The organism is Cellulomonas sp. KU4C (assembly GCF_056868065.1).
The window spans coordinates 359,905-382,701 of the sequence record NZ_CP200322.1; the positions used below are offsets into that span (position 1 = coordinate 359,905).

Consider the following 22,797-nt stretch of genomic DNA (forward strand, 5'->3'; position numbering starts at 1 on the left):
CCGGTCACGCGGTCATGAAGTTCCGTGCGTCGAACCAGATGCCGAGGCGCTTGAAGTCGATCGGCGTGCGCGCCATCGTCCTCGCCCGCAGCGCGTGCTCGCCGGCCGGCCACCAGAAGGCGTCGAGCGGCGGCACGTCGGTCCACCGCGGCGGGACGTGTCCGGTGAGCCTCGCCTGGTAGGCCACGGCCGTCGCCAGCAGCGTGTCCCACCGTCGGTCACCCACCGTGCCGGGCCGCGCCAGGAACGCCCGGACGTCCGCTGCCACGGTCAGGTACCGGAGGTGGTTCACACCGTCGAGCAGCAGGCGCAGCGCGTGGTGCTCGTCGCCCTGCTGCAGGCACGCCCGCACGTCGTCGGCGATCTGGGGGACGGTCCGGTACGTCCGTCGGGCCTCCCGCAGGTGGCGCGCGACCTCCGGTTGCGACCGACCGACGAGCCGGGCGATCTCGCGCTGGGACCGACCCTGGTCGGACGCCTCGAGGATCACCTGGCGCAGCTGCGCGCGACCCGACTCGACCAGCGCATCCGCCTCGCGCGCGCGGTCCGCGAGATCCATCCGACGCTCCCGACCGATAGTCCGCCCTCTCATCCGACCAGCCTCATCGTACGCTCGGCGCCATGCACCCGCGCGCCCGCACCGTCGCGGGGACGGTCGTCCTCCTCGCCCTCGCCGCCTGCTCCGCACCCGCTGGGGGGACCCCGGAGCAGATCTCCGCCTGGATCGCCGAGCAGGACGCCGCCGACCAGGGGACCGGCACGCTGGGGACCGCGACGTCCCGCGTCGGCCCGGGCGACCCGGAGCCGTCCGCCGGCACCGGGATCACGCTGGAGTACGACGCGCCGGCCCGGGTGGACGCGGTGCGGGTGTCGTGCTTCGGGGACGGGACGCTGGACTTCACCGTCGCGACCACCTCCGCCGACGACCACGGCGGCAGCACCACCCGCGACGCCGAGGTCACCGACGTCGCCTGCGGCGGCGACCCCGTCGAGATCCCGCTGGACGCGACGGGAGTGACGGCGGTCCGCACCACGGGCTCGGGCGCCGACCGCTTGGGCGCCTGGCACGCCGAGATCCTCGGCACGCAGCCGTCCTAGTCCCTCTCCCCCTCACCCCTCCCCCGCGTCGCTCGGCAGCCGAGGTCGAGGGTTCCACGCGACACGCAGACGCGACACGCCGGGTCCATCGCGAAACCCTCGACCTCGGCGCCGTCGGGGGCGCTGAGCAGGGGGTGCGAAACGGGGACGGGACGCACAGCCGCCGCCTAGAGTCGAGGCAGCCCACCGTCCGACCGGCCCCACCGGGTCGCGCCCGAGGAGTCTCATGGAGCTCGTAGGAACCACGTTCATCGTCGTCGTCGCCGTCGTCGTGCTGATCGCGCTGGCGATCGTCGGCGCGATCTACGCCAAGGTGCGGTTCAAGATCGCCACGCCGGACGAGGCGCTCATCATCACCGGCCGCAAGAGCGGCAAGCCGGTCATCAACCCGGAGACGGGCGACGAGACCACCGACCTGTCCGGCCAGCGCGTCGTGATCGGCGGCGGCACGTTCGTCAAGCCGATCTTCGAGCAGGTCGTGCGGCTCTCCCTCGCGTCGCAGAGCTTCCCGGTGGCCGCCGAGGACGCGACCACGAAGAGCGGCGTCGGCGTGACCCTGCGGTCCATCGCGGTCGTCAAGGTCGGCGGCACCGAGCGCATGGTCCGCGCGGCCGCCCAGCGGTTCGCCGGCCGCAGCCAGGAGCAGGTCATCGAGCAGCAGACCTCCGAGGTCCTCGTCGGCGTGCTGCGCACCATCGCGGGCACGCTGACCGTCGAGTCGATCCTGTACGAGCGCCAGGACTTCTCCAAGGAGGTCAAGGACATCGCGGTGCCGATGCTCGCTGAGCGCGGCCTCATCCTCGAGAACTTCGAGATCCAGACCGTCGAGGACTCCGGCGCCTACATCCGCAACCTCGGGCGCCCGCGCGCCGCCGCCGTGGCCCGGGACGCCGAGATCGCCGAGGCCCAGGCCCAGCAGGAGAGCACGCAGCGCTCCAACGAGGCCGCCGTGCAGATCGCCGAGTCGAACAAGGCCCTCGCCCTGCGCAACGCGCAGATCGCCCAGGAGACCGCGACGGCGCAGGCCGACGCCGACGCCGCGCGCGAGCGCGCGGTCGCCGAGGCGCAGCAGGAGGTCCTGATCCAGCAGGAGCAGGTGGCCCTGCGCCGCGCCGCCCTGCGCGAGCAGGAGCTGCAGACCGAGGTCCGCAAGCCCGCCGAGGCCCGCAAGTACGAGGCGGCCCAGGAGGCCGACGCCCGCAAGTACGCCGCCGAGCAGGAGGCCGAGGCCGCCAAGACCACGGCCATCCGCCGCTACGAGGCCGAGGCGCAGCGCACCACCGCGCAGGCCGAGGCCGAGGCGTCCGCCGCGCGCTCCCGCGCGGAGGCCGCGCTCATCGAGCAGCAGCGCCAGGCGCAGGGTGCGCTCGCCCTCGCCAAGGCCGAGGCCGACGGCATCCAGGCGCGCGGTGAGGCCGAGGCCGCCGCCGAGCGCGCCCAGGGCGAGGCCCGCGCCGCGGCGATCAAGGCCGAGTCCGACGCGTACCAGTCGTTCCCCGAGTCCGCCCGCCTGCAGATGGTCCTCGACGCCCTGCCGAAGGTCGCCCAGCCCTACGCGGACGCTCTCGGCGCGATCGACGGCATCACCATCATCGACAAGGACGGCGCGTCCCGGCTGCCGGGCCAGGTGTCCACCGGCGTGCAGGAGCTGTCCACGATGCTCAAGGCGCAGACCGGGATCGACGTCCTCGACCTGCTCCAGGGGCTCGGCGGCCGGCGCGGCGAGACGCCCGCGACCGCCGTCACGGCGCCCGCCGCGGCGTCGGACGCGACCGCCGACCACGCGTCGGCCGACGGGGCCGCGGGCTGACCGGCGCCCCGCCCACCCGCCGCTGAGCGGGACGCCGCGCGGTCAGCCCCCGACCGCGCGGCGTCCTCGACCACGAGAGGACCTCCCATGACCACGGGACCGCGGGTGCTCGGCGTGGATGCGTGCCGCGGCGGCTGGGTGGGTGTCGTGCTGGGCGACGGGCCCCCGGCCGCGCACGTCGCGCGGCGGTTCGCCGACGTCGTCGCACTGGCGTCCGCCGCCGGGCCGGTCGCGGTGGTCGGGGTGGACATCCCGATCGGCCTGCCCCGCACCGGCCGACGCGCCGCCGACGTGCTCGCGAAGGCCGCCGTCGGGCCCCTGCGCTCGTCGGTGTTCCTCACACCGGTCCGTGCGGCGTTGCTCGCCCCCGACCACGCGACCGCCGTCGCGGTGAACCGGGAGCTGGCCGGCGAGGGCGCCTCGATCCAGGCCTACGGTCTGCGGCACCGCGTGCTCGAGGTCGAGGCGTACGCCGCCGACGCTGGGCACCCGGTGCTGGAGGTGCACCCGGAGGTGGTGTTCGCCCACCTGAACGGCGCGCCGCTGACGGTGCGCAAGCCGACCTGGGCCGGTGCGGCGCTCCGGCACCGGCTGCTCGCGGACCAGGGCGTCACGCTGGCCGGCGACCTCGGGCTGGCCGGGCAGGACGCGGCGGTCGACGACGTGCTCGACGCCGCCGCGGTCGCGTGGACCGCGCGGCGCGCCGCCGCCGGGACCGCTCGCTCACTCCCCGACCCGCCCGAGGACCTCGGGGACGGCACGACCGCCGCGATCTGGGTGTGACCGCATCCGCGTGCGCCCCGCGGCGGCTCAGTGCAGCGCCTTGAGCCCCACCACGCCGCCGACGATCATCGCGAGGAACAGGATCTTCAGCACGGAGACGGACTCGCCCCCGGTGGCCATCGCGTAGACCACGGTGAGCACCGCACCGATCCCGACCCACACCGCGTAGGCGGTGCCGACCGGGAGGTCCCGCATCGCGTACGCGAGGCCACCCATGCTGGCGAGCAGCGCGACCGCGAACACGATCGACGGGCCCAGGCGGCTGAACCCCTCGGACTTGCCGAGGGCGGTCGCCCACACGGCCTCGAGGACTCCGGACACGACGAGCACGATCCAGGACATGGTTCTCTCCCACGGGCCGTCTTGTCGCGCTCCGGGTACGGCACCCCTCGTCCGGGAGCCCCCGGCGACGGCGGGCTCTGCCCTCCAGGGTCGCACCCGGAGCACGGGCCGATCAAGGCCGGTCCCCGCGAGGCCACCCGACAGCTAGTACACCGTGCACGCGTTCCCGACCGGCGCCAGCGAGTAGCCCGGCCAGGTGACGTACCGGTGCTGCGGTACGCCCATCTCCGTCGGCACCTGGATCCACTCGAACCCGAAGCAGGCGGTCCCGTTCGTGCTGCCCGCCAGGAGCTGCACGCCCCATCTCGCCTGCGGCACCTCGAGGCGCGACATGTCCCGCTTGATCTCGATCGTCCGGTACACCCTCGTCTGCGGCACCATCTCCGTCGACTGCGGCCGCCACGTGATCCGGTAGTCCGCGGTCTCGACCGTAGCCGGCTGACCCCACCACTGGAAGGCACCACCGCCCGAGGCGATCAGGGAGTGGACGATCGTGTCGCCCGCGCGCAGGTCCGCGTCGAACGCCTCGCCTCCCGGCGTCGTGTTGAACACGAACCCGCACACTCCGCCGCCGATCCTCGTCCCGTTCGGACACGCGATCTGGTGGTTGAACACGCCGACCTGGACCAGCTGGTTCGTGAACTTCGCGTCGCGGAGGACGGAGCCTGTCTCGCTCCCCAGCCCGCGCGGCAGGGTCACCGCGACCCGCACGGGTGAGCTGGACGGGGTCAGCGTGCTGCCCGCAGCCCGGACCGCGAGGGTGATCGGCGCGTTCTGCGTGTCGAGAGTCCGCGCGCTGAAGGTCTGCGTGCGGGTGACCGTCGTCGTACCACCGGTGTTCGCCCTCGACGTCCACTTCACCCGGCTCGTTGCGAGCTGCGTCGTGCCGGTCGGGACGGTGGGCGTCAGGTCGGCCGGCACGGTGATCTCGTGGACCAGCTCGTCCTCGGGCAGGAACGTCAGCGCCCGCGACGTCGGCGAGCCGCCCGGTGCCGTCCGGAACGTGATCGTCCCCCAGGTCATGGGCCTGAACGTGTCGGTGTCGGCCCGCGGGAGCACGGTGAGGTCGTAGGTCCCCTGGGCGACCACGTGGGTCGCGTCGACCGTCGTCGTCGCACTCCCCGCGCGGGTGGTCAGGACCACCGGGACCGTGGCCCCGGCGCTCGCGGTGGCGCCGGCTCGCGGCACGCCGGTCTCGGTCACCACGACGGGGAACTGGAGGCGCGGCGTCGTGTAGCTGGTCGTCGCCTGGTTGAACTCCTCGGTCCGCGTCACCCGCACCTGCCCGGTGCCGAGCGTCGTCTGGGACCACGTGACCCCGGTGCCCTCCTGGGGCAGGGTCCCGGGCGCCAGCCAGCCGGGCAGCGTGACGGTGTGCCTCATCTCCGTCCCCGCGCCGACGGTGAACGCGACCGGGGTCGACGCGCTCGGGGTGGTGAGGAACGAGGCCGTGCCCGTGGCCCCGACGGTGAACGGGCCTCCCCCGTCCGCCTCGATCCTGAGGTCGTGGACGCCCACGAGCGTCTCGGCCGAGCCGGTGACCGTGACGCTCGCCTGCGTGCTCGCGCTGCTGGCGTGCGTGGGCAGCGCGGCGGCGACGGTCGCGTCGCCCTGGATCGACGCGAGCGTGACCGACTTCACCACGGTGAGCTGCACCGGGGCGGTCGCCGGGTAGTCGCTGCGCGCGCCGTGGAACGTCTCGGTCCGGACCACGGGGCCCGTTCCGGCGGGGACCTGCGTCCACGTCACGGTGCTGGTCGCGGTGCTGATCTCCGCAGGGAGCCCGCCGGTGACGGACAGCCAGGGCGGCAGCGTCACGGTGTGCCGGACGACGTCGCCGTCGTCGATCCGCATCGCGGTGGACCCGCTGTCGGGCGTGATCTGGAACGCGAGCGTGCCCCGTGCGCCCGGCTGGAACCACTCGCCGTGGTCGGGCGTGACCGACAGCGCGTGGACGCCGACGCGGGTGTCGGTCGTCGCGAGGACCGTCGCCTCGCCCGACGGGGAGGCGCTCGACAGGTGCGGCGGGAGCGTCGCCGTCGCCGTCACCGGCGCCCGGTCGGCCACGGTGCCGTCCGAGGTCACCGGGATGCGCAACCGGCCCCCGTTCCAGGTGTCCCGTTCCGCGCTGAACTGCTCCACGAACCGCACCGTCCACGACCCGTCGGGGTTCTCCGACTTCGTCCACCGCGTCGAGCTCGTCTCGTACGACGCGTCACCCGGCAGGCTCCCCGGCACCAGACCCCGCGGCAGACGCACCTCGAACGCCAGCCAGTCTTCCGGGTCCACCGGCACCGTCGCCCACACGTCCGCCGCCGGCGTCGTCAGGAACGACACCCACCCGGCCGTGCCCGCACCGAACACCGGCGCACCCGACGGCTCCACCACCAGGTCGTACACACCCGCGACCGTCCGCGTCGACGACGCGACCATCCGGGTCTGCGAGGTCGCCGTGCTGCGCAGGGCGTCCGGCAGACCCACGGTCGCCGTCACGACTCCCGGGGTCGGCGTGAGGGACGACCTCGTCGCCCGCACCGGCAGCACGACGGCGTCCGAGCGGAACGAGCTCTGCGCCGACGCGAACGACTCCGTGCGGGTCAACGTCGTGGACCCGTCCGGCGCGACGGACGACGTCCACTCCACCCTGCCCTGCGACACCGGCACGGGGTCGGCCGCCAGCCACGGCGGCAGCGTCACGACGTGACGCACCGGTTCCTGCGGTCCCAGGTCGATCGGTGCGCTCGCCCCAGCGGGCGTCGTGTCGAACCGCACGGTGCCCCGCATCCCCGGAAGGAACACGTCCTCGCGCGCGGGGGTCACCGTCAGCGCGTGGACGCCGACGTCCGTGCGCACCGCGACCGGCACCGGCACGCTGGACGACGGGCTCGCGCTCGTCAGCCCAGCCGGGAAGCTCCACGGCGACCGACACGTCCGCGACCTGCGCCAGGACGTCCTCCGAGGTCACCGGGATGCGCAACCGGCCCCCGTTCCAGGTGTCCCGTTCAGCAGTGAACCGCTCCACGAACCGCACCGTCCACGACCCGTCGGGGTTCTCCGACTTCGTCCACCGCGTCGAGCTCGTCTCGTACGACGCGTCACCCGGCAGGCTCCCCGGCACCAGACCCCGCGGCAGACGCACCTCGAACGCCAGCCAGTCTTCCGGGTCCACCGGCACCGTCGCCCACACGTCCGCCGCCGGCGTCGTCAGGAACGACACCCACCCCGACGTGCGCGCACCGAACACCCGCGCACCCGACGGCTCCACCGCCAGCTCGTACACACCCGCGACCGTCTGCGTGGACGAGGCCACCTCGACGGCGTCCCGGTCGCGCTGGCTCAGCGCGTGCACCGGGAGGGTCACCGCGACCGTCACGGACCCCGGGACCAGGCCGGTCCGGAGCGCGCGGACGGGGAGCTCCACCACAGAGCCGACGTACGCGGCCCGCGCGGCGCCCACCGCCTCGGTGCGGGTCACGGAGATGCCGTCGGGCCCCGCGACCGACTCCCAGCGCACGCCGTCGGCGTCCGCGGGCAGCGTGGGCTCGAGCCACGCCGGGAGCGTGGTGGTGTGCACGACCTCCTCACCGGCGTGCAGCTCGAGCGGGACCGTGCCGGCACCCGGGGTCGTCGCGAACCGGACGGTCCCGCGCATCGCCGGGAGGAACGCCTGCCCACGGGCAGGCCGCACCTCGAGGTCGTGCACCCCGACCGAGGTGCGCTGCGACAGCGCCACCGAGATCTCGTCGGACGCGCGGCGGCTCGTGAGCCCGCCGGGCAGGCTCACGGCGGCCCGGATCGTGTCCTCGCCCGGCACGGGATCCGTCGCCACGACCCCGAAGGTGAACCCGGGGGCGGCGAAGGCGTCGACGTCCTCGGAGAAGCGCTGGGTGCGTCGGACCGTCCAGGCGCCGCTCTCGGCGTCCTGGATGCCGGTCCAGAGCACCATGCTCCGCGCACCGTCGAGCTCGACGGGCAGCGGGAACCGCGGCGCGAGCCAGGAGGGCAGGGTCAGCTCGTGCACGAGGTCCTCGCGCTCCCGGAAGTGGGTGGCACGCGGGGTGGAGGTCGGCGCGGGAGTCGCTGCGAACGACACCGTGCCCTCGGTCCCGGCGGCGAACCGGTCCCCCGCGACCGGGACGGCCGCGAGGTCGTAGACGCCGACCTCGGTGCTGCTGATCCCGTCGACCGGTACGGAGCCGCTCGGGGTCCGGGACGTCATCCGCTCGGGGAGCTCCACGGTCGCGACGACGTGGCCGGCCGTCACCACCCCGGCGACCGTGACCGGGAGCTCGACGCGGCCCTCGGCGCCGACGGCCGCCCGGCCCGCGGGGTACGTCGCGGTGCGCGTCACGGTCCACGCGCCGTCCACGGGGTCCTGCACCTGGGACCACGTGACGTGCGCCCCGCCGGCCTCCGCCGGTCCCGGCAGGGCACCCGGCACGAGCCAGGACGGCAGCGCCACCGCGACCGTCACGGCCTCGCCCTCGAGCATCTGCAGCTCGACCGGGCCGCCGGCGGGTGCCGTACCGAACCCGACCGTGGCGGCGTCCCCGGGCCGGAACGTCGCGCGCCCGCTCGTCGGGGTCACGGTGAGCCCGTGCACGCCGACGTCCACGTGGTCGGTCGCGCCGAAGTAGCTGCCCACGATGGTCGAGCTCGAGGTGACCGCGGCGGTGACCGCGAGCCCGGGTGCGACGAGCGCGAGGACCGTCAGCACGGCCGCCGCGGTACCCCGACGCGTCCTCCACGCGAGAAGAGCGGCGATACAGGAGCGGGCGGGGGCGATCATGCGGGTCCCTGGGTCGTCGGCTGGTGGTCCGGCAGCTCGGTGCGGGGGCGTCGTCGCTTCAGGAGCAGGGCGGTGGCGAGCAGCGTGCCGGCCGCGAGTGCGGCTGCACCGGGGAGCGCGTGCCGGGCGAGCCCGGTGCGCCCGGCGACGTCCGGGCGCCACGGGTCGTCGCCGGCCGTGCGCGCCACGGGTCGTTCGACCGACGCGAGCACGACCGAGAAGGTCACGGACGCCCCGGACGGGAGCGTGGTGTCGGCGGGCAGGGCGATGACGCCGCACAAGGTCGTCGTCTCGTCGGGGACCACCGTGCCCAGGGGGAGGCTGCGGGGAGAACCCACGGCGACCGCACCGCCGGCGCCCGACGGGAGCGTGGCGCAGTCCTCGCCGAGCCGGGCGGAGACCAGCGCGTCCGGCACCGCGCCCCCCGTGCCCTCGGTACGGTCCACCACCGTCGCCATCGCCACGGTCAGCGGCGTGCTCGCGTCGTTGGTGACAGCAGCCTGCGCCACGTGCACCTCGCCCGGACGGAGCGTCACGTCGAACAGCGCCGTGGCGGGGTCGACCGAGAGTCCGGCGGGCCGCGCGTCCGTGACCGGCCTCGGCACGGGGTCCGGGGTCGGCCTGACGGGGGCGGCGCAGCCACCGAGCGCGAGCACGGCGACGCAGATCCCGGCGAGGGACGGGGCGAAGAGGGCTCGGGTCACGACAGGCTCAGGCACAGACGCTCCGCACGGAGAGGGTGACGACGGTCGGCGGACCGTCCCGGCGGGCTCCTCCACCGACGCGTCGGACAGGGGAGGAACCCCCGGGCCGCTCGGTCCAGGTGCGAGTCTGCGTGGACCTCGAACGGCTAGGTGGACGCGACGCCCGAACTAAGGGGACCGCTCCGGCTGCCTGCGTACTGGGACCCTGCTACCTACGGTGCGGCTGCGCGGGGCCTCCGTGCTACTGATCAGGAGCGCCCGCCGCGAGCCGTCCACTGGCTCACAGGCGGAACGTCGCCGTCCGCGACGCCATCTCGCGCGAGCCGTCCGCGACCCGGCCCATGTCGTCGTCCACCCGGGCGAGCGCGCCGGCGCTGGTCTGCGCGGACGCCGCGACCGTCGTGATGCTCTGCGCGATCTCCCCGGCACCGGCTGCGGCCTCGGCGACGCCGCGCGCCATCTCGGCGGTCGTCGCGGTCTGCTCCTCCACCGCCGAGGCGATGGTCAGCTGGTAGTCGTTGATCCGGGCGATGATCTCGGAGACCTCGTCGATCGCCGCGACGGCCTCGCCGGTGTCGCCCTGGATCGCCTCGACGCGGCGGGCGATGTCCTCGGTCGCCTTCGCCGTCTCCTGCGCCAGCTCCTTGACCTCGCCCGCGACGACCGCGAACCCCTTGCCCGCCTCGCCGGCGCGCGCGGCCTCGATGGTCGCGTTCAGGGCCAGCAGGTTGGTCTGCTCGGCGATGCTCGTGATCGCCTTGACGACGGCGCCGATCTCCTGCGACGACGCCCCGAGCCGCGCGACGGTCTCGTTCGTCGCGTGGACCACGCCGGTGGCCTGCGCGGCGACCTTGGCGGCCTGCGCCGCGTTCTGGGAGATCTCCCGGATGCTCGCGCCCATCTGCTCGGCGCCGGCGGCGACGGCCTGCACGTTGCGGGACACCAAGCTCCGCCGACGCGGCGACCCCGGCCACCTGGCTGCTGGTCTCCTGCGCGGCGCGGGCGCCGTCCGACGCGACGCCGCGCAGCGTGCCGACGGTGCCGTCGGTCTCCCGGGCGGTGCGGGCCACCTCGCCGACCAGGGCGGACACGGAGTCGATCGCCCGGTCGAGCTCGCGGCCGGCGACCGAGATCTCCCCGCCCGCGTCCAGGCCGGTGCGCTGCGTGAGGTCGCCCTCGGCCATCGCCGCGGCGACCCGGGCGATGCGGGTCGCGGGACCGGCGACGTCGCGGGTGACCTTGCGCGCCGCGTAGGCCGCGAACAGCGCCGCGACGACGCCGAGCACCAGCAGCACCAGCCGGCCGCGCTCCTGGGCGGCGCGCTGCTCCTGCTGGAGGTCGGCGACCCGCTCCGACGCGGACGCGTCCACCGCGTCCGCGAGCGCCAGCACGTCGCTGTAGGCGGCACCCGCGGCGCCGCCGTTGATCGACTCCATCGCCGCGAGGTAGCCCTCCTCGGTCCCGGTGCCGAGCAGGTCCACCACCTCGGCGTCGCCCGCGAAGAACGAGTCCCACGCGGGGGTCAGGGCCGCGAACGACGCCTGCTCCTCCTCGGTCGCGCCCGTGGTGTCGAGGTCCGCCAGCCAGGCGCGGACGTCGTCCTGCGCGGCGAGCTGACCCGAGCGGTTGTACGCGTCGTCCGCCAGCGCGGCGTCCGCGCCGTACGCCGCGACGTCCGCGACGACCAGGCCCTGCCAGCCGGTGGCGTCGGCGATCTGGAACCGGGCCTCCTCGGCGAGGCGCAGCACCCGGTACGCGTCGGCGGTGCGGTCCGTGTACGTCCGCTGCACCTGCGCGGTGACGACGCCGAGCGCGATCGCCGCGACGATCAGGGAGGTGAGCAGCCCGAACACCGCCGCCATGCGCGACCCGATGGACTGACTACCCCACGTGCTGGACACCGACGGACCACCTTGCGACGAGACGACTGATCTCCCGTCCTGATCGGGCCGGGACGCGCCGGTGGGAGGGGTCCGTCCGGGTGAACCGGTCCCCGGGGTGCGGCGGCGGAGGGGCGCGCGCGATGCTGGACCCGGCGCGCCCCGGTGCGCCGGCCCGCACCACCCGCGACCCGGAGGTCACCCGTGCAGCACCGCAGCCTCGGCCCGTACACCGTCTCCGCCATCGGCCTGGGCGCCATGCCCGTGTCGATGAACCAGGACGGCACCTACCCCGAGCCCGCCGACGCGATCGCGACGATCCACGCCGCGCTGGACGCCGGGGTCACCCTGATCGACACCGCCGACATCTACGCGCCCACCTGGGACCAGATGGGGCACAACGAGCGCCTGGTCGGCGAGGCCGTCCGCACCTGGGGCGGTGACACGTCGCAGGTGGTCGTCACCACCAAGGGCGGCATCACCCGGTCGGAGGGCGAGGTGTGGGGCCGCGACGGGTCGCTGGCGTACCTGCGGGGCGCGGTGGAGAAGTCGCTGCGCGAGCTCGGGGTCGAGGCGATCGACCTGTACCAGTACCACCGCCCGGACCGCTGGATGGTCTACGGCGAGGTGATCGAGAACCTGGCGACCCTGAAGCGCGAGGGCAAGGTCCGCGAGATCGGCATCTCGAACGCGAGCGTCGAGGAGATCGAGATCGCCCAGCAGGTGCTCGGCGAGGGCGGCCTGGTCAGCGTGCAGAACGAGTTCTCCCCGCGGCACCCCGGCAGCCACGACGAGCTCCGGTACTGCGAGCAGCACGGCATCGCGTTCCTGCCGTGGAGCCCGCTGGGCGGCACCGGCGGCGGCGCCCGGGCGGTCGGCGACCGGTTCGCGGCGTTCCGCGAGATCGGCGAGGTCCACGGGGTCAGCCCGCAGCAGGTCGTGCTCGCGTGGGAGCTGGCGCTGAGCGACGTGCTGATCGCGATCCCCGGGGCGCGGCGGCCGGCGTCGATCACCGACTCCGCCGCGGCGGCCGACCTCCGGCTGTCCGGCGACGAGGTCGAGCGGTGCTCCCGGGCCGTGGGGCTCGAGGTCGGCTGAGCCGAGGGGCCGGGGTCAGCGGCACCCGGTCAGGGCGGCGTCCACCGCCACCTCGACCGGGTGCAGCTCCGGCCGGGCGCGCAGGAACTGCACCGGGCGGGTGAGCGACCCGCCCTCCCACGGGACGTCCGCGGACACCTCGACGACCAGCGGGGCGATCTTGGTCGCGATCGCCGAGGGCGCGGCGCCGGGGTGCGCGACGGGCGTGATCTGCCGACCGAGCGCGAGCCCCGCCGCGAGGCCGAGCGACAGCGACCGTCCGACGGGCACCAGCTCGCCGTCGCGGGGCAGCGCGAGCAGCAGCACGCCCGGCTGCGCCGGTGACCCGGTGACCGCGGTCGCCACGAGGTCGAGCGCGGACCGGTGCTTGACCTTGCGCCAGTCGCGGGTGCCGGCGCGGTAGGGCTGGTCGAGCCCCTTGGCGACGAGGCCGTCCGCCCCGGCGCCCGCGAGGTCGCGGAACCACCGGGCGGCGACCTCCACGTCCCCGGTCAGCGGCGAGGTCGCGAGCGCGCCCGTCCACTCGGCCGCGACCTCGTCCAGGGCCATCCGCCGCTCCATGAACGGCAGCTCGCGCGCGTCCACGTGCTCGCGCTGGATCAGGTCGAACGCGATGAACCCGGCCGGGGCGGACCGGGCGAGCGCGGCGGGGTCGGGTGCGGTGGCCCGGCGCTGGAGGCTGCCGAAGTCGACGCGGCCGTGCTGCCAGACGACGAGCTCGCCGTCCACCACGGTGCCCGGCGGCACCTGCTCGCCCACGGCGGCCGCGACCTCGGGGAACGCCGCGGTGAGGTCGGCGCCGTACCGCGACCGGAGCATCGTGCCCGGGCCGTCCGCGAGCGCCAGGACGCGCATGCCGTCCCACTTCGGCTCCCAGGCGGTGCCGCCGGGGAGGCCCACGGTGTCCTGGAGGTGCAGCGCCACGCGGGCCAGCGCGAGGCCGCTGGGATCCTCCGGGGTGCGGGACACGGGGTGATCTTAGGGTGAATTCTGTCCGAATCGTCCTGGTTTGCCGTTTTTCCCTCGACGGAGTGGCCGGGGGTACCGTCGACGGCAGGCACGAGGACGCGGAGGGCGACGTGGCCGAGCACCGGATCTTCAGGACCAGCTTCGCGAGCATCTACCCGCTCTACGTCGCGAAGGTCGAGCGCAAGGGGCGCGACCGCGCCGACGTCGACCGGGTGATCGCCTGGCTGACCGGCTACGACGACGCCGGGCTGCGCCGCGTGCTGGACGACGAGGTCGACATCGCGACCTTCTTCGCCCAGGCGCCCGCGATGAACCCCGACGCCTCGCTCATCACCGGGCTGATCTGCGGGGTCCGGGTCGAGGAGATCGAGGACCCGCTGATGCAGCGGGTCCGGTACCTCGACAAGCTCGTGGACGAGGTCGCGCGAGGGAAGAAGATGACGTCGGTGCTGCGCGGCGGGTGAGCACTGGCGCGCCTGCATCGACGTGTGCCAATATCGAGACATGTCGATGCAGAGCCCCGTCCGCCTGGCCCCGCTCGACCGGTGGCTCCCGCTGTGGATCGGGCTCGCGATGGTGGCCGGCCTCGCGCTCGGCAGGTTCGTCCCCGCCGTCGGCGAGGCCCTGGCCGCCCTGGAGGTCGGCGGGATCTCGCTGCCGATCGCGCTCGGCCTGCTCGTGATGATGTACCCGGTGCTGGCGAAGGTCCGCTACGACCGCGTCGCCGCGGTGACCGGCGACCGGCGGCTGCTGGTCGGCTCCCTCGCGCTCAACTGGGTCGTGGGTCCCGCGCTGATGTTCGCCCTCGCGTGGGTGTTCCTGCCGGACCTGCCCGAGTACCGCACCGGGCTGATCGTCGTCGGCCTGGCCCGGTGCATCGCGATGGTCGTCATCTGGAACGACCTCGCGTGCGGGGACCGCGAGGCCGCCGCGGTGCTGGTCGCGATCAACTCGGTGTTCCAGGTGGTCGCGTTCTCGCTGCTCGGCTGGTTCTACCTCACGGTGCTGCCCGGCTGGCTGGGCCTGGGCTCCGCGGGCCTCGACGTCTCGATCGGGCAGATCGCCGGGAACGTGCTCGTGTTCCTCGGCATCCCGCTCGCCGCCGGCTTCGCGTCCCGCTGGGTCGGCGAGCGGGTGCGCGGCCGCGACTGGTACGAGGAGCGGTTCGTCCCGCGGATCGGCCCGTGGGCGCTGTACGGGCTGCTGTTCACCATCGTGCTGCTGTTCGCGCTGCAGGGCGACGCCGTGACCTCCCGGCCGCTCGACGTCGCACGGATCGCCCTGCCGCTGCTGGTCTACTTCGCCGTCATGTGGGGCGTCGGGATGGCGACCGGCCGGACCCTCGCGCTCGGGTACGCCCGGTCGACCACGCTGGCGTTCACGGCCGCGGGCAACAACTTCGAGCTCGCCATCGCCGTCGCCATCGGCACGTTCGGCGCGACCTCCGGGCAGGCGCTCGCCGGCGTCGTCGGCCCGCTGATCGAGGTCCCGGTGCTGGTCGGTCTCGTCTACGTCAGCCTCTGGGTCGGTCGCCGCTGGTTCCCCGGCACCGCCCCCGCCGCACCGTCCGGCTCCACCACCGCCCAGCAGGAGGTCCGCGCATGACCACCACGACACCGGCGCGCGAGGACTGCGCCCCGACCCCCTCGCCCGCCGAGCACGCGATGGGCCTGGACGCCGCGACCCACGTCGCCGGCACCCTCAAGGCGCTCGGCGACCCGCTGCGGCTGCGGATGCTGTCGCTGATCGCCACCTCCCCCACCGGCGAGGCGTGCGTGTGCGACCTCGCCACGGTCGCCGAGGTCGCCCAGCCGACGGTGTCCCACCACCTCAAGCTGCTCAAGGACGTCGGCCTGCTGACCTCCGAGCGGCGCGGCACCTGGGTCTACTACCGGGTACGGCCCGCCCTGCGCGGCGCCGTCACGACGCTGCTCGACTCGTTCGCCCCCGTCGCGGCCGAGGCGGCGCACCTGTCGCCCCTGACCGGCCTGACCGACGCCGAGCCCGCGCTGGAGCGGATCGCGGAGCGTCTGACCGCCGCGTTCCCCGACCGCGACCCGGCCGCGGTGCTCACCGTCGTGCGCGAGTCGTACACCGGACTCGCGCGGTCGTCGGCCGTCCGGTCCCACCTCGTGGTCAACACCGAGCGGTTCGCGCGGCAGCGCCTGACGGACGCCGCACGCGCCCGGGGCACCGCCGCCGCGCACCGCCCGCAGGTCCTGTTCGTCTGCGTCGCCAACGCCGGCCGCTCCCAGCTCGCCGCCGCGCTGCTGCACCACTACGCCGGGGACGCCGTCGTCGTCCGCTCCGCCGGGTCGACGCCCGCCGGCGAGGTGCACCCCGGGGTCCGCCCGCTGCTCACCGAGCTCGCGGCCGACGCCGAGGCGTTCCCCAAGCCGCTCACGGACGACGCCGTCCGCGCCGCCGACGTCGTCATCACGATGGGCTGCGGCGACACCTGCCCGGTCCTGCCCGGCAAGCGCTACGAGGACTGGGCCGTCGGCGACCCCGCCCTCGCGTCCGACACCGGGGTGCGCGCGATCCGCGACGAGATCGACCGCCGGGTGCGCGCCCTGCTCGCCGACCTGCTGCCCGACCTGACCCTGCCCGCTGCCTGACCGCCCCTGATCCGCCGTGACCCTGGAGGACCCCATGACCGCGAGCACCCCGTCCGCCCTGTTCGTCTGCGTGCACAACGCCGGCCGGTCCCAGATGGCCGCCGGCTACCTGCGCCACCTGTCCGGCGGCGCCGTCGAGGTCCGGTCCGCCGGCTCGATGCCCGCCGAGCAGATCAACCCGACCGCCGTCGAGGCGATGCTCGAGGAGGGCATCGACATCCGCGCCGAGCGCCCGAAGGTCCTCACCACCGACGCGGTGCAGGCGTCCGACGTCGTCATCACGATGGGCTGCGGCGACGCGTGCCCGATCTTCCCCGGCAAGCGGTACGAGGACTGGGCGCTCGAGGACCCGGCCGGCCAGGGCATCGAGGCCGTCCGGCCGATCCGCGACGAGATCCGCCGGCGCGTCGAGGTGCTGCTGGGCGAGCTCGGCGTGGAGCCGGTCAGGGACTGACGACCGGGCCGGGCTTCGTGGCGCGCACGACCGCGCCGTGCATCCCGTCCGCGACCGGGTGCGTGAACCGCACCTCGGCGTCGACGAACCCCGCCGCCGCGAGCCCCTCGAGGTACTCGGCCCGGGACAGCGCCCCGGCGATGCAGCCGACGTACGAGCCCCGCTCGGCGCGCTCGGCGGGGGCGAGGTGGTCCTCGGCGACCACGTCGGAGATACCCAGCCGCCCGCCGGGCACCAGCACCCGGAACGCCTCGGCGAGCACCGCCGGCTTGTCCGGGGACAGGTTCACCACGCAGTTCGAGATGACGACGTCGACCACCGCGTCGTCCAGCGGCAGGTCCTCGATCGTGCCCTGGCGGAACTCCACGTTCGTCGCCCCCGCCTTCTGCGCGTTGGCGCGGGCCAGCGCGAGCATCTCGTCGGTCATGTCGACGCCGTAGGCGAAGCCCGTCGGCCCGACGCGGCGCGCGGACAGCAGGACGTCGATGCCACCGCCCGAGCCGAGGTCGAGCACCCGCTCCCCCGCGCGCAGCTCCGCGACCAGCAGCGGGTTGCCGCAGCCGAGCGACGCGGCCAGCGCCTCCGCCGGCACCGCCGCGGCGTCCTGGGCGTCGTACAGGGCGCTGCCGAACCGGTCGTCGACCACCAGGTCCTGCGGGCCGCAGCCCCCGACGCCGTCGGCACCACCGCCGCAGCAGCCCGCGTCCCCGACGCCCTGCACCGCCGCCCGGGCGTACCGCTCCCGGACCTGCTCGCGGATGTCCTGCACCATGACTCCTCCAAGGGATCGATGACCGTCGATACCTCGCAGCCTGGCGCAGCGGTCCGGCGCTGTCAATCGACAGCCGTCGATATCTGGGCGAGGATGTCCGGATGGCCCTCGACCTGCTGCCCGTGAGCACCGCGGCGCCCTCCGCGTGCTGCACCCCCACCACCGGCGCGACCATGTCCGCCGACGACGCCGAGGCCACCGCGCGCACCCTCAAGGCCCTCGCGGACCCCACCCGCCTGCGGCTGCTGTCGATCATCGCCGCGCACGAGGGCGGCGAGGCCTGCGTCTGCGACCTCACCGACCCCGTCGGCCTTTCCCAGCCGACGGTGTCCCACCACCTCAAGGTCCTCACCGAGGCCGGGTTCGTCACCCGCGACAAGCGCGGCGTCTGGGCGTACTACACGCTCGTCCCCGGCGCGGTCGAGCAGCTCACCGCGCACCTCGGGACGCACCTGCGGGGCTGAGGCCCGGCTGCTCCTCGGGCGTCGCCCGCTCCACGACGCGTTCCGCCAGCGCACCGGGCACCGCCGCCGCACCCGGGCCACCCGCGCGCAGCCAGCCGTCGAGCTCCGCCGTCACCTCCGGGCCCGCGAGCCGCTCGAACCACACCGGCGCCGCACCGTCACCGCGCCGGCGCGCGCTCGGCCGCGCCACGACCACGTCCCCGCGCTCGCACTCGTCCAGGCAGTCGACCGTCGTCAGGCGCGCCACGCCCGCGTCCGCGAGCGCCCGCAGCCGCGCCAGCTGACCACCCGGCAACGGGTCCGCGGCGCCCAGCGTCTCGCCCGCGCACAGGGCGCAGGCCGTCAGGCCGGGGCGGTCGTCGGGGCGCGCGGCGGCGGGTCGGGCGGTGGGCACGGCGCCGACTGTACGACTCCGCGCCCGTGCGGCCGGGAACCCGCGACACGACGTACGGTCGGGCGGTGACCAACAGCGCGGACGTCCGCGAGTTCCTCATGTCGCGCCGCGCGCGCGTCACCCCCGAGCAGTCGGGGCTGGCCGCGTACGGCGCGAACCGCCGCGTGCCAGGGCTCCGGCGCGGCGAGGTCGCGGCACTCGCCGGAGTGAGCGTCGAGTACTACTCCCGCCTCGAGCGCGGGAACCTCAGCGGGGTGTCGGACAACATCCTCGACGCGGTCGCCCGCGCCCTCCAGCTGGACGAGGCGGAGCGGGCCCACCTCCGCCACCTGGCCCGCGCCACCGACCCGCCGTCGCTGCGCCCCCGCCGCGTCCCCGCGCGGCAGGTCCGGCCGAACGTGCGGCGGGTGCTGGACCTGATGACCGAGGTCCCGGCCGTCGTGAACAGCACCCGGCTGGACCTGGTGGCCAGCAACGCGCTCGGCGCCGCGCTGTTCGCCCCGGTCCTCGCGACGGCCGACCGCCCGCCCAACCACGCGCGCTTCACGTTCCTGGACCCGGCGGCGCGCGCGTTCTGGGTCGACTGGGAGCGCGCCGCCGACGATGCGGTCGCCACGCTGCGCACCGAGGCCGGGCGCGCGCCCGACGACGAGGCGCTCCGGGACCTGACCCGCGACCTGGTCGAGCGCAGCGCGGAGTTCCGGGCCCGGTGGCACGCCCACGACGTCCGCCTGCACCTGACGGGCACCAAGCACGTCCACCACCCGGTCGCGGGCGAGATGGTCCTGGACTTCGAGGTCCTGGAGTTGCCCGCCGACCCCGGGCTCACGCTCGTCGTGTTCAGCGCCGAGCCCGGGACCGCCGCCGACGAGGGGCTGCGCCTGCTCGGCGCGCCCACCGCCGGCTGACGCCCACGACCCGGCGGGGCTGCTCACTGCTCGACGGAGGCCATGTTCGCGTCGTCGTGGCGGGCGCCGGACGCCGGGGTCAGGGCGTCGAGCCGCGCGATCTGGTCCGGGGTCAGCTCGATCCCGTCGGCGGCGGTGTTCTCCTCGACGCGGCCGGTCCGCCGGGTGCCGGGGATCGGGGCCACGTCCTCGCCCCGGGTGAGGATCCACGCCAGGGCGGTCTGCGCAGGCGTGGCCCCGATCGCGGCGCCGACGGCCCGGACCTCGTCGACGATCGCGAGGTTGCGGACGAGGTTGTCCCCGGCGAACCTCGGGTTGGTCCGCCGCCAGTCGTCCTCGGGGAAGTCCGCGGCGCTGCGGATCTGCCCGGTGAGCAGGCCGTGGCCGAGCGGCGAGTACGGCACGAACCCGATGCCCAGCTCGCGCAGGGTCGGCAGGATCTCGGCCTCGACGTCGCGGGTCCAGAGCGAGTACTCGGTCTGGACGGCGGTCACGGGGTGCACCGCGTGCGCGCGCCGGATGGTCGCGGCGCCGGCCTCGGACAGGCCGTAGTGGCGGATCTTGCCCTCGGCGACCAGCTCCGCGAGGGCGCCGACCGTGTCCTCGACCGGGGTGCCCCGGTCCACGCGGTGCTGGTAGTACAGGTCGATGTAGTCCGTGCCGAGGCGCCTGAGCGACCCCTCCACGGCCCTGCGGACGTTCGCGGGAGATCCGTCCGTCGCCGCGCCCCACGTGCCGTCGGCCGCGTGCGTGAGCAGGCCGAACTTGGTCGCGATCCGGACCCGGTCCCGGCGGCCCCGCACCGCACGGCCGACCAGCTCCTCGCTGTGGAAGGGGCCGTAGACCTCGGCGGTGTCGATGTGGTCGACGCCGAGGTCGAGGGCGCGGTGGATGGTGCGGATCGACTCGGCGTCGTCCAGCCCACCCTCCGCCGTGTAGGTGCCGGCCATGGTCATCGCGCCCAGACCGACGCGTCCGACCTCGAGCGTGCCGAGATGTGCCTTCTTCATGGTGGTCCCGTCCTCGCCGTGGTGGTCAGGCGTCGTCGTGCGCGAGCGACGACGACAGGTCGCGGTGGGCGTCGGCCTGGTCGAGCAGCTGCCGGGCCTTGGTCTCGAGCACCCCGACGGCGTCGGCACCGGCGGCGAACCGGACCGGCGGGTGCTCGAGCGCGGTGAGCTGCACCAGGGCGGAGGCGAGCCGGGCCGGGTCGCCGCCCTGCTGCCCGTCCATGGACTGCCAGCCGGCGACGGTCTGCGCGGTGCGGTCGGCGTAGTCGTCGATGGACGACGCCGCGTACCGGGTGGACTCCGGGGTCAGCAGCCCGGTGCGGAAGAACCCCGGCTCCACCAGCATCGTGCGGATGCCGAACGGCTCGACCTCGGGGGCCAGCGACTCCATCCAGCCCTCGACGGCGAACTTCGACGCGGCGTACGCCGAGCAGAACTCCTGCCCCGCGATGCCGGCCGTCGAGGAGATCGTCACGACCAGGCCCGACCGCTGGGCGCGCATCACCGGCAGCACCGCCCGCGTGACGTCCACCGGACCGAACAGCGTCGTCTCCAGCTGGGCGCGGAAGTCGGCGTCGGTGATCTCCTCGAAGAACCCGGCCTCGAAGTTCGCGGCGTTGTTCACCAGCACGTCGATCCGGCCGAACGTCGCCTCGGCCTCCCGCACGGCGGCGCGCACCGCGTCCGGGTCCGTCACGTCCAGCGCGACCGTCAGCAGCGCGGGCGCGGCGCCGATCGCGGCGGCCACCTTCTGCGGGTCGCGCCCCGTCGCCACCACCCGGTGGCCCGCGGCGAGCGCGGCCCTGGCGATGTCCACGCCCATCCCGCGGCTCGCACCGGTGATGAACCAGACCTGCGTGTCCCTGCCGTCCTGCGTCATGTCCTCGTGCCCTCCGGGTGTCGTCCTCGTCGCGCCGCGCGGCGATGCCCCCATGCAACGCCCGGACCTCGCCGCACGGGAGTCCCCGCTGAAAGGTGTTCCGACAGGGAACCCCTCCACCTCCGGCCCGTGACCGGACCGGTACGGTCGCGTGACCCTCCTGTGCTGTTCGCGCTGGTCACCGACCCGGGAGCATCGAGTTCTCAGACGATGGAGGCTCACATGCGTGGTCGGCCGGCAGCACAAGCCCGTACCGGAACCTCGTGGCGTCGACGGGAGCGTGTGGTCGCCGCAGCCTCGGTGGCCCTGCTCGGGGTGCTGGGCGCGTGCACCGCCGGCGGGTCCACCGACGCCTCGTACGGGCAGGGGACGGCGCAGGACGAGGCCGCCACCACCGAGCAGTGGCGCCAGGCCCCCACCGACCCGCGGGTGGAGTTCGACGACTCCGCGGAGCAGGCGTTCCAGGACGTGGCGACCAGCCCGCTGTCGACGTTCGCCTCCGACGTCGACACCGCGTCGTACAGCGCCATGCGCCGCCAGCTCGCGCAGGGCTCCGCCCCCGAGGGCATCCGGATCGAGGAGCTCGTCAACTACTTCGACTACGACTACCCCGCCCCCGCACCCGACGCCGCCGACCCGTTCACCGTGACCACGCAGGTCGCGGACGCCCCCTGGGCGCCCGAGCACCAGCTCGCGATGATCGGCGTCCAGGCGACCGACGCCGTCCCGACCAGCCGCGGCAACAACGTCGTGTTCCTGCTGGACGTCTCCGGCTCGATGGACGCACCCGACAAGCTGCCGCTGCTCGCCGAGTCGTTCGCGCTGCTCGTCGAGGAGCTCGACGAGGACGACACCGTCTCGATCGTCACCTACGCCGGCAGCGACCAGGTGCTCGCGGACTCCGTGCCGGGCGACCGGCGCGAGGAGCTCGTCGGGATCCTCCGCGACCTCAGCGCCGGCGGGTCCACCGGCGGGGCGGCCGGGCTGGAGACCGCGTACGAGCTCGCGACCGAGAACTTCATCGAGGGCGGCAACAACCGGGTCGTGCTCGCGACCGACGGCGACTTCAACGTCGGCCCGTCCGGCCCCGACGAGCTCGCCGAGCTCATCGAGGAGCACGCCCGCACCGGGGTGCACATCTCGGTCCTCGGGTTCGGCATGGACAACCTCAAGGACAGCACCATGGAGGCGATCGCCGACCACGGGAACGGCAACTACGCGTACATCGACACCCTCGACGAGGCGCGCAAGGTCCTCGTCGACGAGTTCGACTCCACGATGTTCGTCGTCGCCCAGGACCTCAAGGTGCAGGTCGAGCTCAACCCCGCCACCGTCGCGGAGTACCGCCTGATCGGCTACGACAACCGGCGCCTCGAGGACGAGGACTTCGACGACGACACGAAGGACGCCGGGGACGTCGGCGCCGGGCACTCCGTCACCGCGTTCTACGAGCTCGTGCCCGCCGACGGCAAGCGACCCCGCGACGACCTCGACTACTCCCGCCGCACCACGTCGGGCTCGGACGACTTCCTGACCGTGCACGTCCGCTACAAGGACCCCGGCGCGACCGAGAGCACCGAGGTCGTCGTCCCCGCCGGCGCCAAGGCCTACACCCGCTCGCCGTCGGCGGACTTCCGGTTCGCGTCCGCCGTCGTCGAGTTCGGCCTCGTGGCGTCCGGCTCCGAGCACGCCGACGGCGCCGACACCCACCGCGCCCGCGCCCGCGCGCAGGACGCGCTCGGGGACGACCCGTACGGGCTGCGGGACGAGTTCGTGGGGCTGGTCGGGGAGTACGAGCGGATCACGGGGTGAGCGCGGCGCGAT

General features: G+C 74.6%; 22 protein-coding genes and 1 riboswitch. Of the genes, 12 read left to right on the forward strand and 10 right to left on the reverse strand.

The features are described 5' to 3' along the window. Positions 1 to 4: 4 nt before the first annotated feature. On the reverse strand, positions 5 to 559 hold the full coding sequence (locus AC1VL8_RS01630; protein ID WP_483073865.1) for a hypothetical protein: 555 nt from the start codon (positions 557 to 559) through the stop codon (positions 5 to 7). 62 nt (positions 560 to 621) lie between these two features. Between AC1VL8_RS01630 and AC1VL8_RS01635 the strand changes: the two genes are divergently transcribed. The 3 genes from AC1VL8_RS01635 (at position 622) to AC1VL8_RS01645 (ending at position 3,691) form a co-directional block, all read left to right on the forward strand. Further along, positions 622 to 1,098, forward strand: a complete 477-nt coding sequence (locus tag AC1VL8_RS01635) for a hypothetical protein (protein WP_483073866.1) — start codon at positions 622 to 624, stop codon at positions 1,096 to 1,098. Between the two features lie 226 nt (positions 1,099 to 1,324). Then, positions 1,325 to 2,908: an SPFH domain-containing protein gene (locus AC1VL8_RS01640; protein ID WP_483073867.1), complete on the forward strand. Its 1,584-nt coding sequence runs from the start codon at positions 1,325 to 1,327 to the stop codon at positions 2,906 to 2,908. Positions 2,909 to 2,995: 87 nt separating this feature from the next. Continuing rightward, on the forward strand, positions 2,996 to 3,691 hold the full coding sequence (locus AC1VL8_RS01645; RefSeq protein ID WP_483073868.1) for a DUF429 domain-containing protein: 696 nt from the start codon (positions 2,996 to 2,998) through the stop codon (positions 3,689 to 3,691). A gap of 27 nt (positions 3,692 to 3,718) precedes the next feature. Here the strand turns inward: AC1VL8_RS01645 and AC1VL8_RS01650 are convergent, their stop codons facing one another. From AC1VL8_RS01650 to AC1VL8_RS01665, 4 genes are all read right to left on the reverse strand, one after another. Then, positions 3,719 to 4,033: a DMT family transporter gene (locus AC1VL8_RS01650; protein ID WP_389231467.1), complete on the reverse strand. Its 315-nt coding sequence runs from the start codon at positions 4,031 to 4,033 to the stop codon at positions 3,719 to 3,721. A 10-nt stretch (positions 4,034 to 4,043) separates the two neighbouring features. Further along, a riboswitch (guanidine-III (ykkC-III) riboswitch) is annotated at positions 4,044 to 4,114 on the reverse strand. A gap of 2,134 nt (positions 4,115 to 6,248) precedes the next feature. Next, entirely contained in the window at positions 6,249 to 8,750 is a 2,502-nt protein-coding gene (locus AC1VL8_RS01655; RefSeq protein WP_483073869.1) for a hypothetical protein, read from the reverse strand. A gap of 68 nt (positions 8,751 to 8,818) precedes the next feature. Continuing rightward, on the reverse strand, positions 8,819 to 9,526 hold the full coding sequence (locus tag AC1VL8_RS01660) for a hypothetical protein (protein ID WP_483073870.1): 708 nt from the start codon (positions 9,524 to 9,526) through the stop codon (positions 8,819 to 8,821). Between the two features lie 280 nt (positions 9,527 to 9,806). Next, a complete protein-coding gene (locus tag AC1VL8_RS01665) occupies positions 9,807 to 10,469 on the reverse strand; it encodes a methyl-accepting chemotaxis protein (protein WP_483073871.1) in 663 nt (220 codons plus the stop codon). Between AC1VL8_RS01665 and AC1VL8_RS01670 the strand changes: the two genes are divergently transcribed. Together AC1VL8_RS01670 and AC1VL8_RS01675 are read left to right on the forward strand one after the other, a co-directional pair. Further along, positions 10,414 to 11,457, forward strand: coding sequence for a hypothetical protein (locus AC1VL8_RS01670; RefSeq protein WP_483073872.1), 1,044 nt, complete (start codon positions 10,414 to 10,416; stop codon positions 11,455 to 11,457). The two genes, AC1VL8_RS01665 and AC1VL8_RS01670, sit on opposite strands and share 56 nt — an antisense overlap. A gap of 153 nt (positions 11,458 to 11,610) precedes the next feature. Further along, positions 11,611 to 12,504, forward strand: coding sequence for an aldo/keto reductase (locus AC1VL8_RS01675; protein ID WP_483073873.1), 894 nt, complete (start codon positions 11,611 to 11,613; stop codon positions 12,502 to 12,504). Positions 12,505 to 12,519: 15 nt separating this feature from the next. On the opposite strand, the gene AC1VL8_RS01680 is transcribed toward AC1VL8_RS01675, so the two are convergent. Continuing rightward, the gene (locus AC1VL8_RS01680; RefSeq protein WP_483073874.1) at positions 12,520 to 13,473 is read right to left on the reverse strand and encodes an ATP-dependent DNA ligase; all 954 of its coding nucleotides are present in this window, start codon (positions 13,471 to 13,473) and stop codon (positions 12,520 to 12,522) included. 110 nt (positions 13,474 to 13,583) lie between these two features. Here AC1VL8_RS01680 and AC1VL8_RS01685 point away from each other — a divergent pair, with 110 nt between their 5' ends. From AC1VL8_RS01685 to AC1VL8_RS01700, 4 genes are read left to right on the forward strand one after another with little or no spacing between them, the layout of a single operon-like run. Then, on the forward strand, positions 13,584 to 13,937 hold the full coding sequence (locus AC1VL8_RS01685) for a DUF2200 domain-containing protein (protein WP_483076170.1): 354 nt from the start codon (positions 13,584 to 13,586) through the stop codon (positions 13,935 to 13,937). 40 nt (positions 13,938 to 13,977) lie between these two features. Beyond that, entirely contained in the window at positions 13,978 to 15,078 is a 1,101-nt protein-coding gene (gene arsB / locus AC1VL8_RS01690) for an ACR3 family arsenite efflux transporter (protein ID WP_483073875.1), read from the forward strand. Beyond that, complete coding sequence (locus AC1VL8_RS01695) at positions 15,075 to 16,091, forward strand: metalloregulator ArsR/SmtB family transcription factor (RefSeq protein WP_483073876.1); 1,017 nt, start codon at positions 15,075 to 15,077, stop codon at positions 16,089 to 16,091. Before arsB ends, AC1VL8_RS01695 begins: the two co-directional genes overlap by 4 nt. Positions 16,092 to 16,125: 34 nt before the next feature. Then, entirely contained in the window at positions 16,126 to 16,545 is a 420-nt protein-coding gene (locus AC1VL8_RS01700) for an arsenate reductase ArsC (protein WP_483073877.1), read from the forward strand. Here the strand turns inward: AC1VL8_RS01700 and arsM are convergent. Beyond that, positions 16,535 to 17,317, reverse strand: a complete 783-nt coding sequence (arsM, locus tag AC1VL8_RS01705) for an arsenite methyltransferase (protein ID WP_483073878.1) — start codon at positions 17,315 to 17,317, stop codon at positions 16,535 to 16,537. The genes AC1VL8_RS01700 and arsM overlap by 11 nt on opposite strands. 101 nt (positions 17,318 to 17,418) lie before the next feature. Between arsM and AC1VL8_RS01710 the strand changes: the two genes are divergently transcribed. After that, complete coding sequence (locus tag AC1VL8_RS01710; RefSeq protein WP_389231497.1) at positions 17,419 to 17,781, forward strand: ArsR/SmtB family transcription factor; 363 nt, start codon at positions 17,419 to 17,421, stop codon at positions 17,779 to 17,781. Here AC1VL8_RS01710 and AC1VL8_RS01715 read toward each other — a convergent pair. Next, positions 17,747 to 18,175 carry a hypothetical protein gene (locus AC1VL8_RS01715; RefSeq protein WP_483073879.1) on the reverse strand — a complete coding sequence of 143 codons (429 nt, stop codon included), beginning with the start codon at positions 18,173 to 18,175 and terminating at the stop codon, positions 17,747 to 17,749. The two genes, AC1VL8_RS01710 and AC1VL8_RS01715, sit on opposite strands and share 35 nt — an antisense overlap. 65 nt (positions 18,176 to 18,240) lie before the next feature. On the opposite strand from AC1VL8_RS01715, the gene AC1VL8_RS01720 reads away from it, so the two are divergent. Next, the gene (locus tag AC1VL8_RS01720) at positions 18,241 to 19,083 is read left to right on the forward strand and encodes a helix-turn-helix domain-containing protein (RefSeq protein WP_389231503.1); all 843 of its coding nucleotides are present in this window, start codon (positions 18,241 to 18,243) and stop codon (positions 19,081 to 19,083) included. A 23-nt stretch (positions 19,084 to 19,106) separates the two neighbouring features. Here the strand turns inward: AC1VL8_RS01720 and AC1VL8_RS01725 are convergent, their stop codons facing one another. Both AC1VL8_RS01725 and AC1VL8_RS01730 read right to left on the reverse strand, forming a co-directional pair. Then, entirely contained in the window at positions 19,107 to 20,093 is a 987-nt protein-coding gene (locus AC1VL8_RS01725; protein WP_483073880.1) for an aldo/keto reductase, read from the reverse strand. A 25-nt stretch (positions 20,094 to 20,118) separates the two neighbouring features. Next, positions 20,119 to 20,973, reverse strand: coding sequence for an SDR family oxidoreductase (locus AC1VL8_RS01730; RefSeq protein ID WP_483073881.1), 855 nt, complete (start codon positions 20,971 to 20,973; stop codon positions 20,119 to 20,121). 282 nt (positions 20,974 to 21,255) lie between these two features. Between AC1VL8_RS01730 and AC1VL8_RS01735 the strand changes: the two genes are divergently transcribed. Then, positions 21,256 to 22,785, forward strand: a complete 1,530-nt coding sequence (locus tag AC1VL8_RS01735) for a vWA domain-containing protein (protein ID WP_483073882.1) — start codon at positions 21,256 to 21,258, stop codon at positions 22,783 to 22,785. The last annotated feature ends 12 nt before the right edge of the window (positions 22,786 to 22,797 follow it).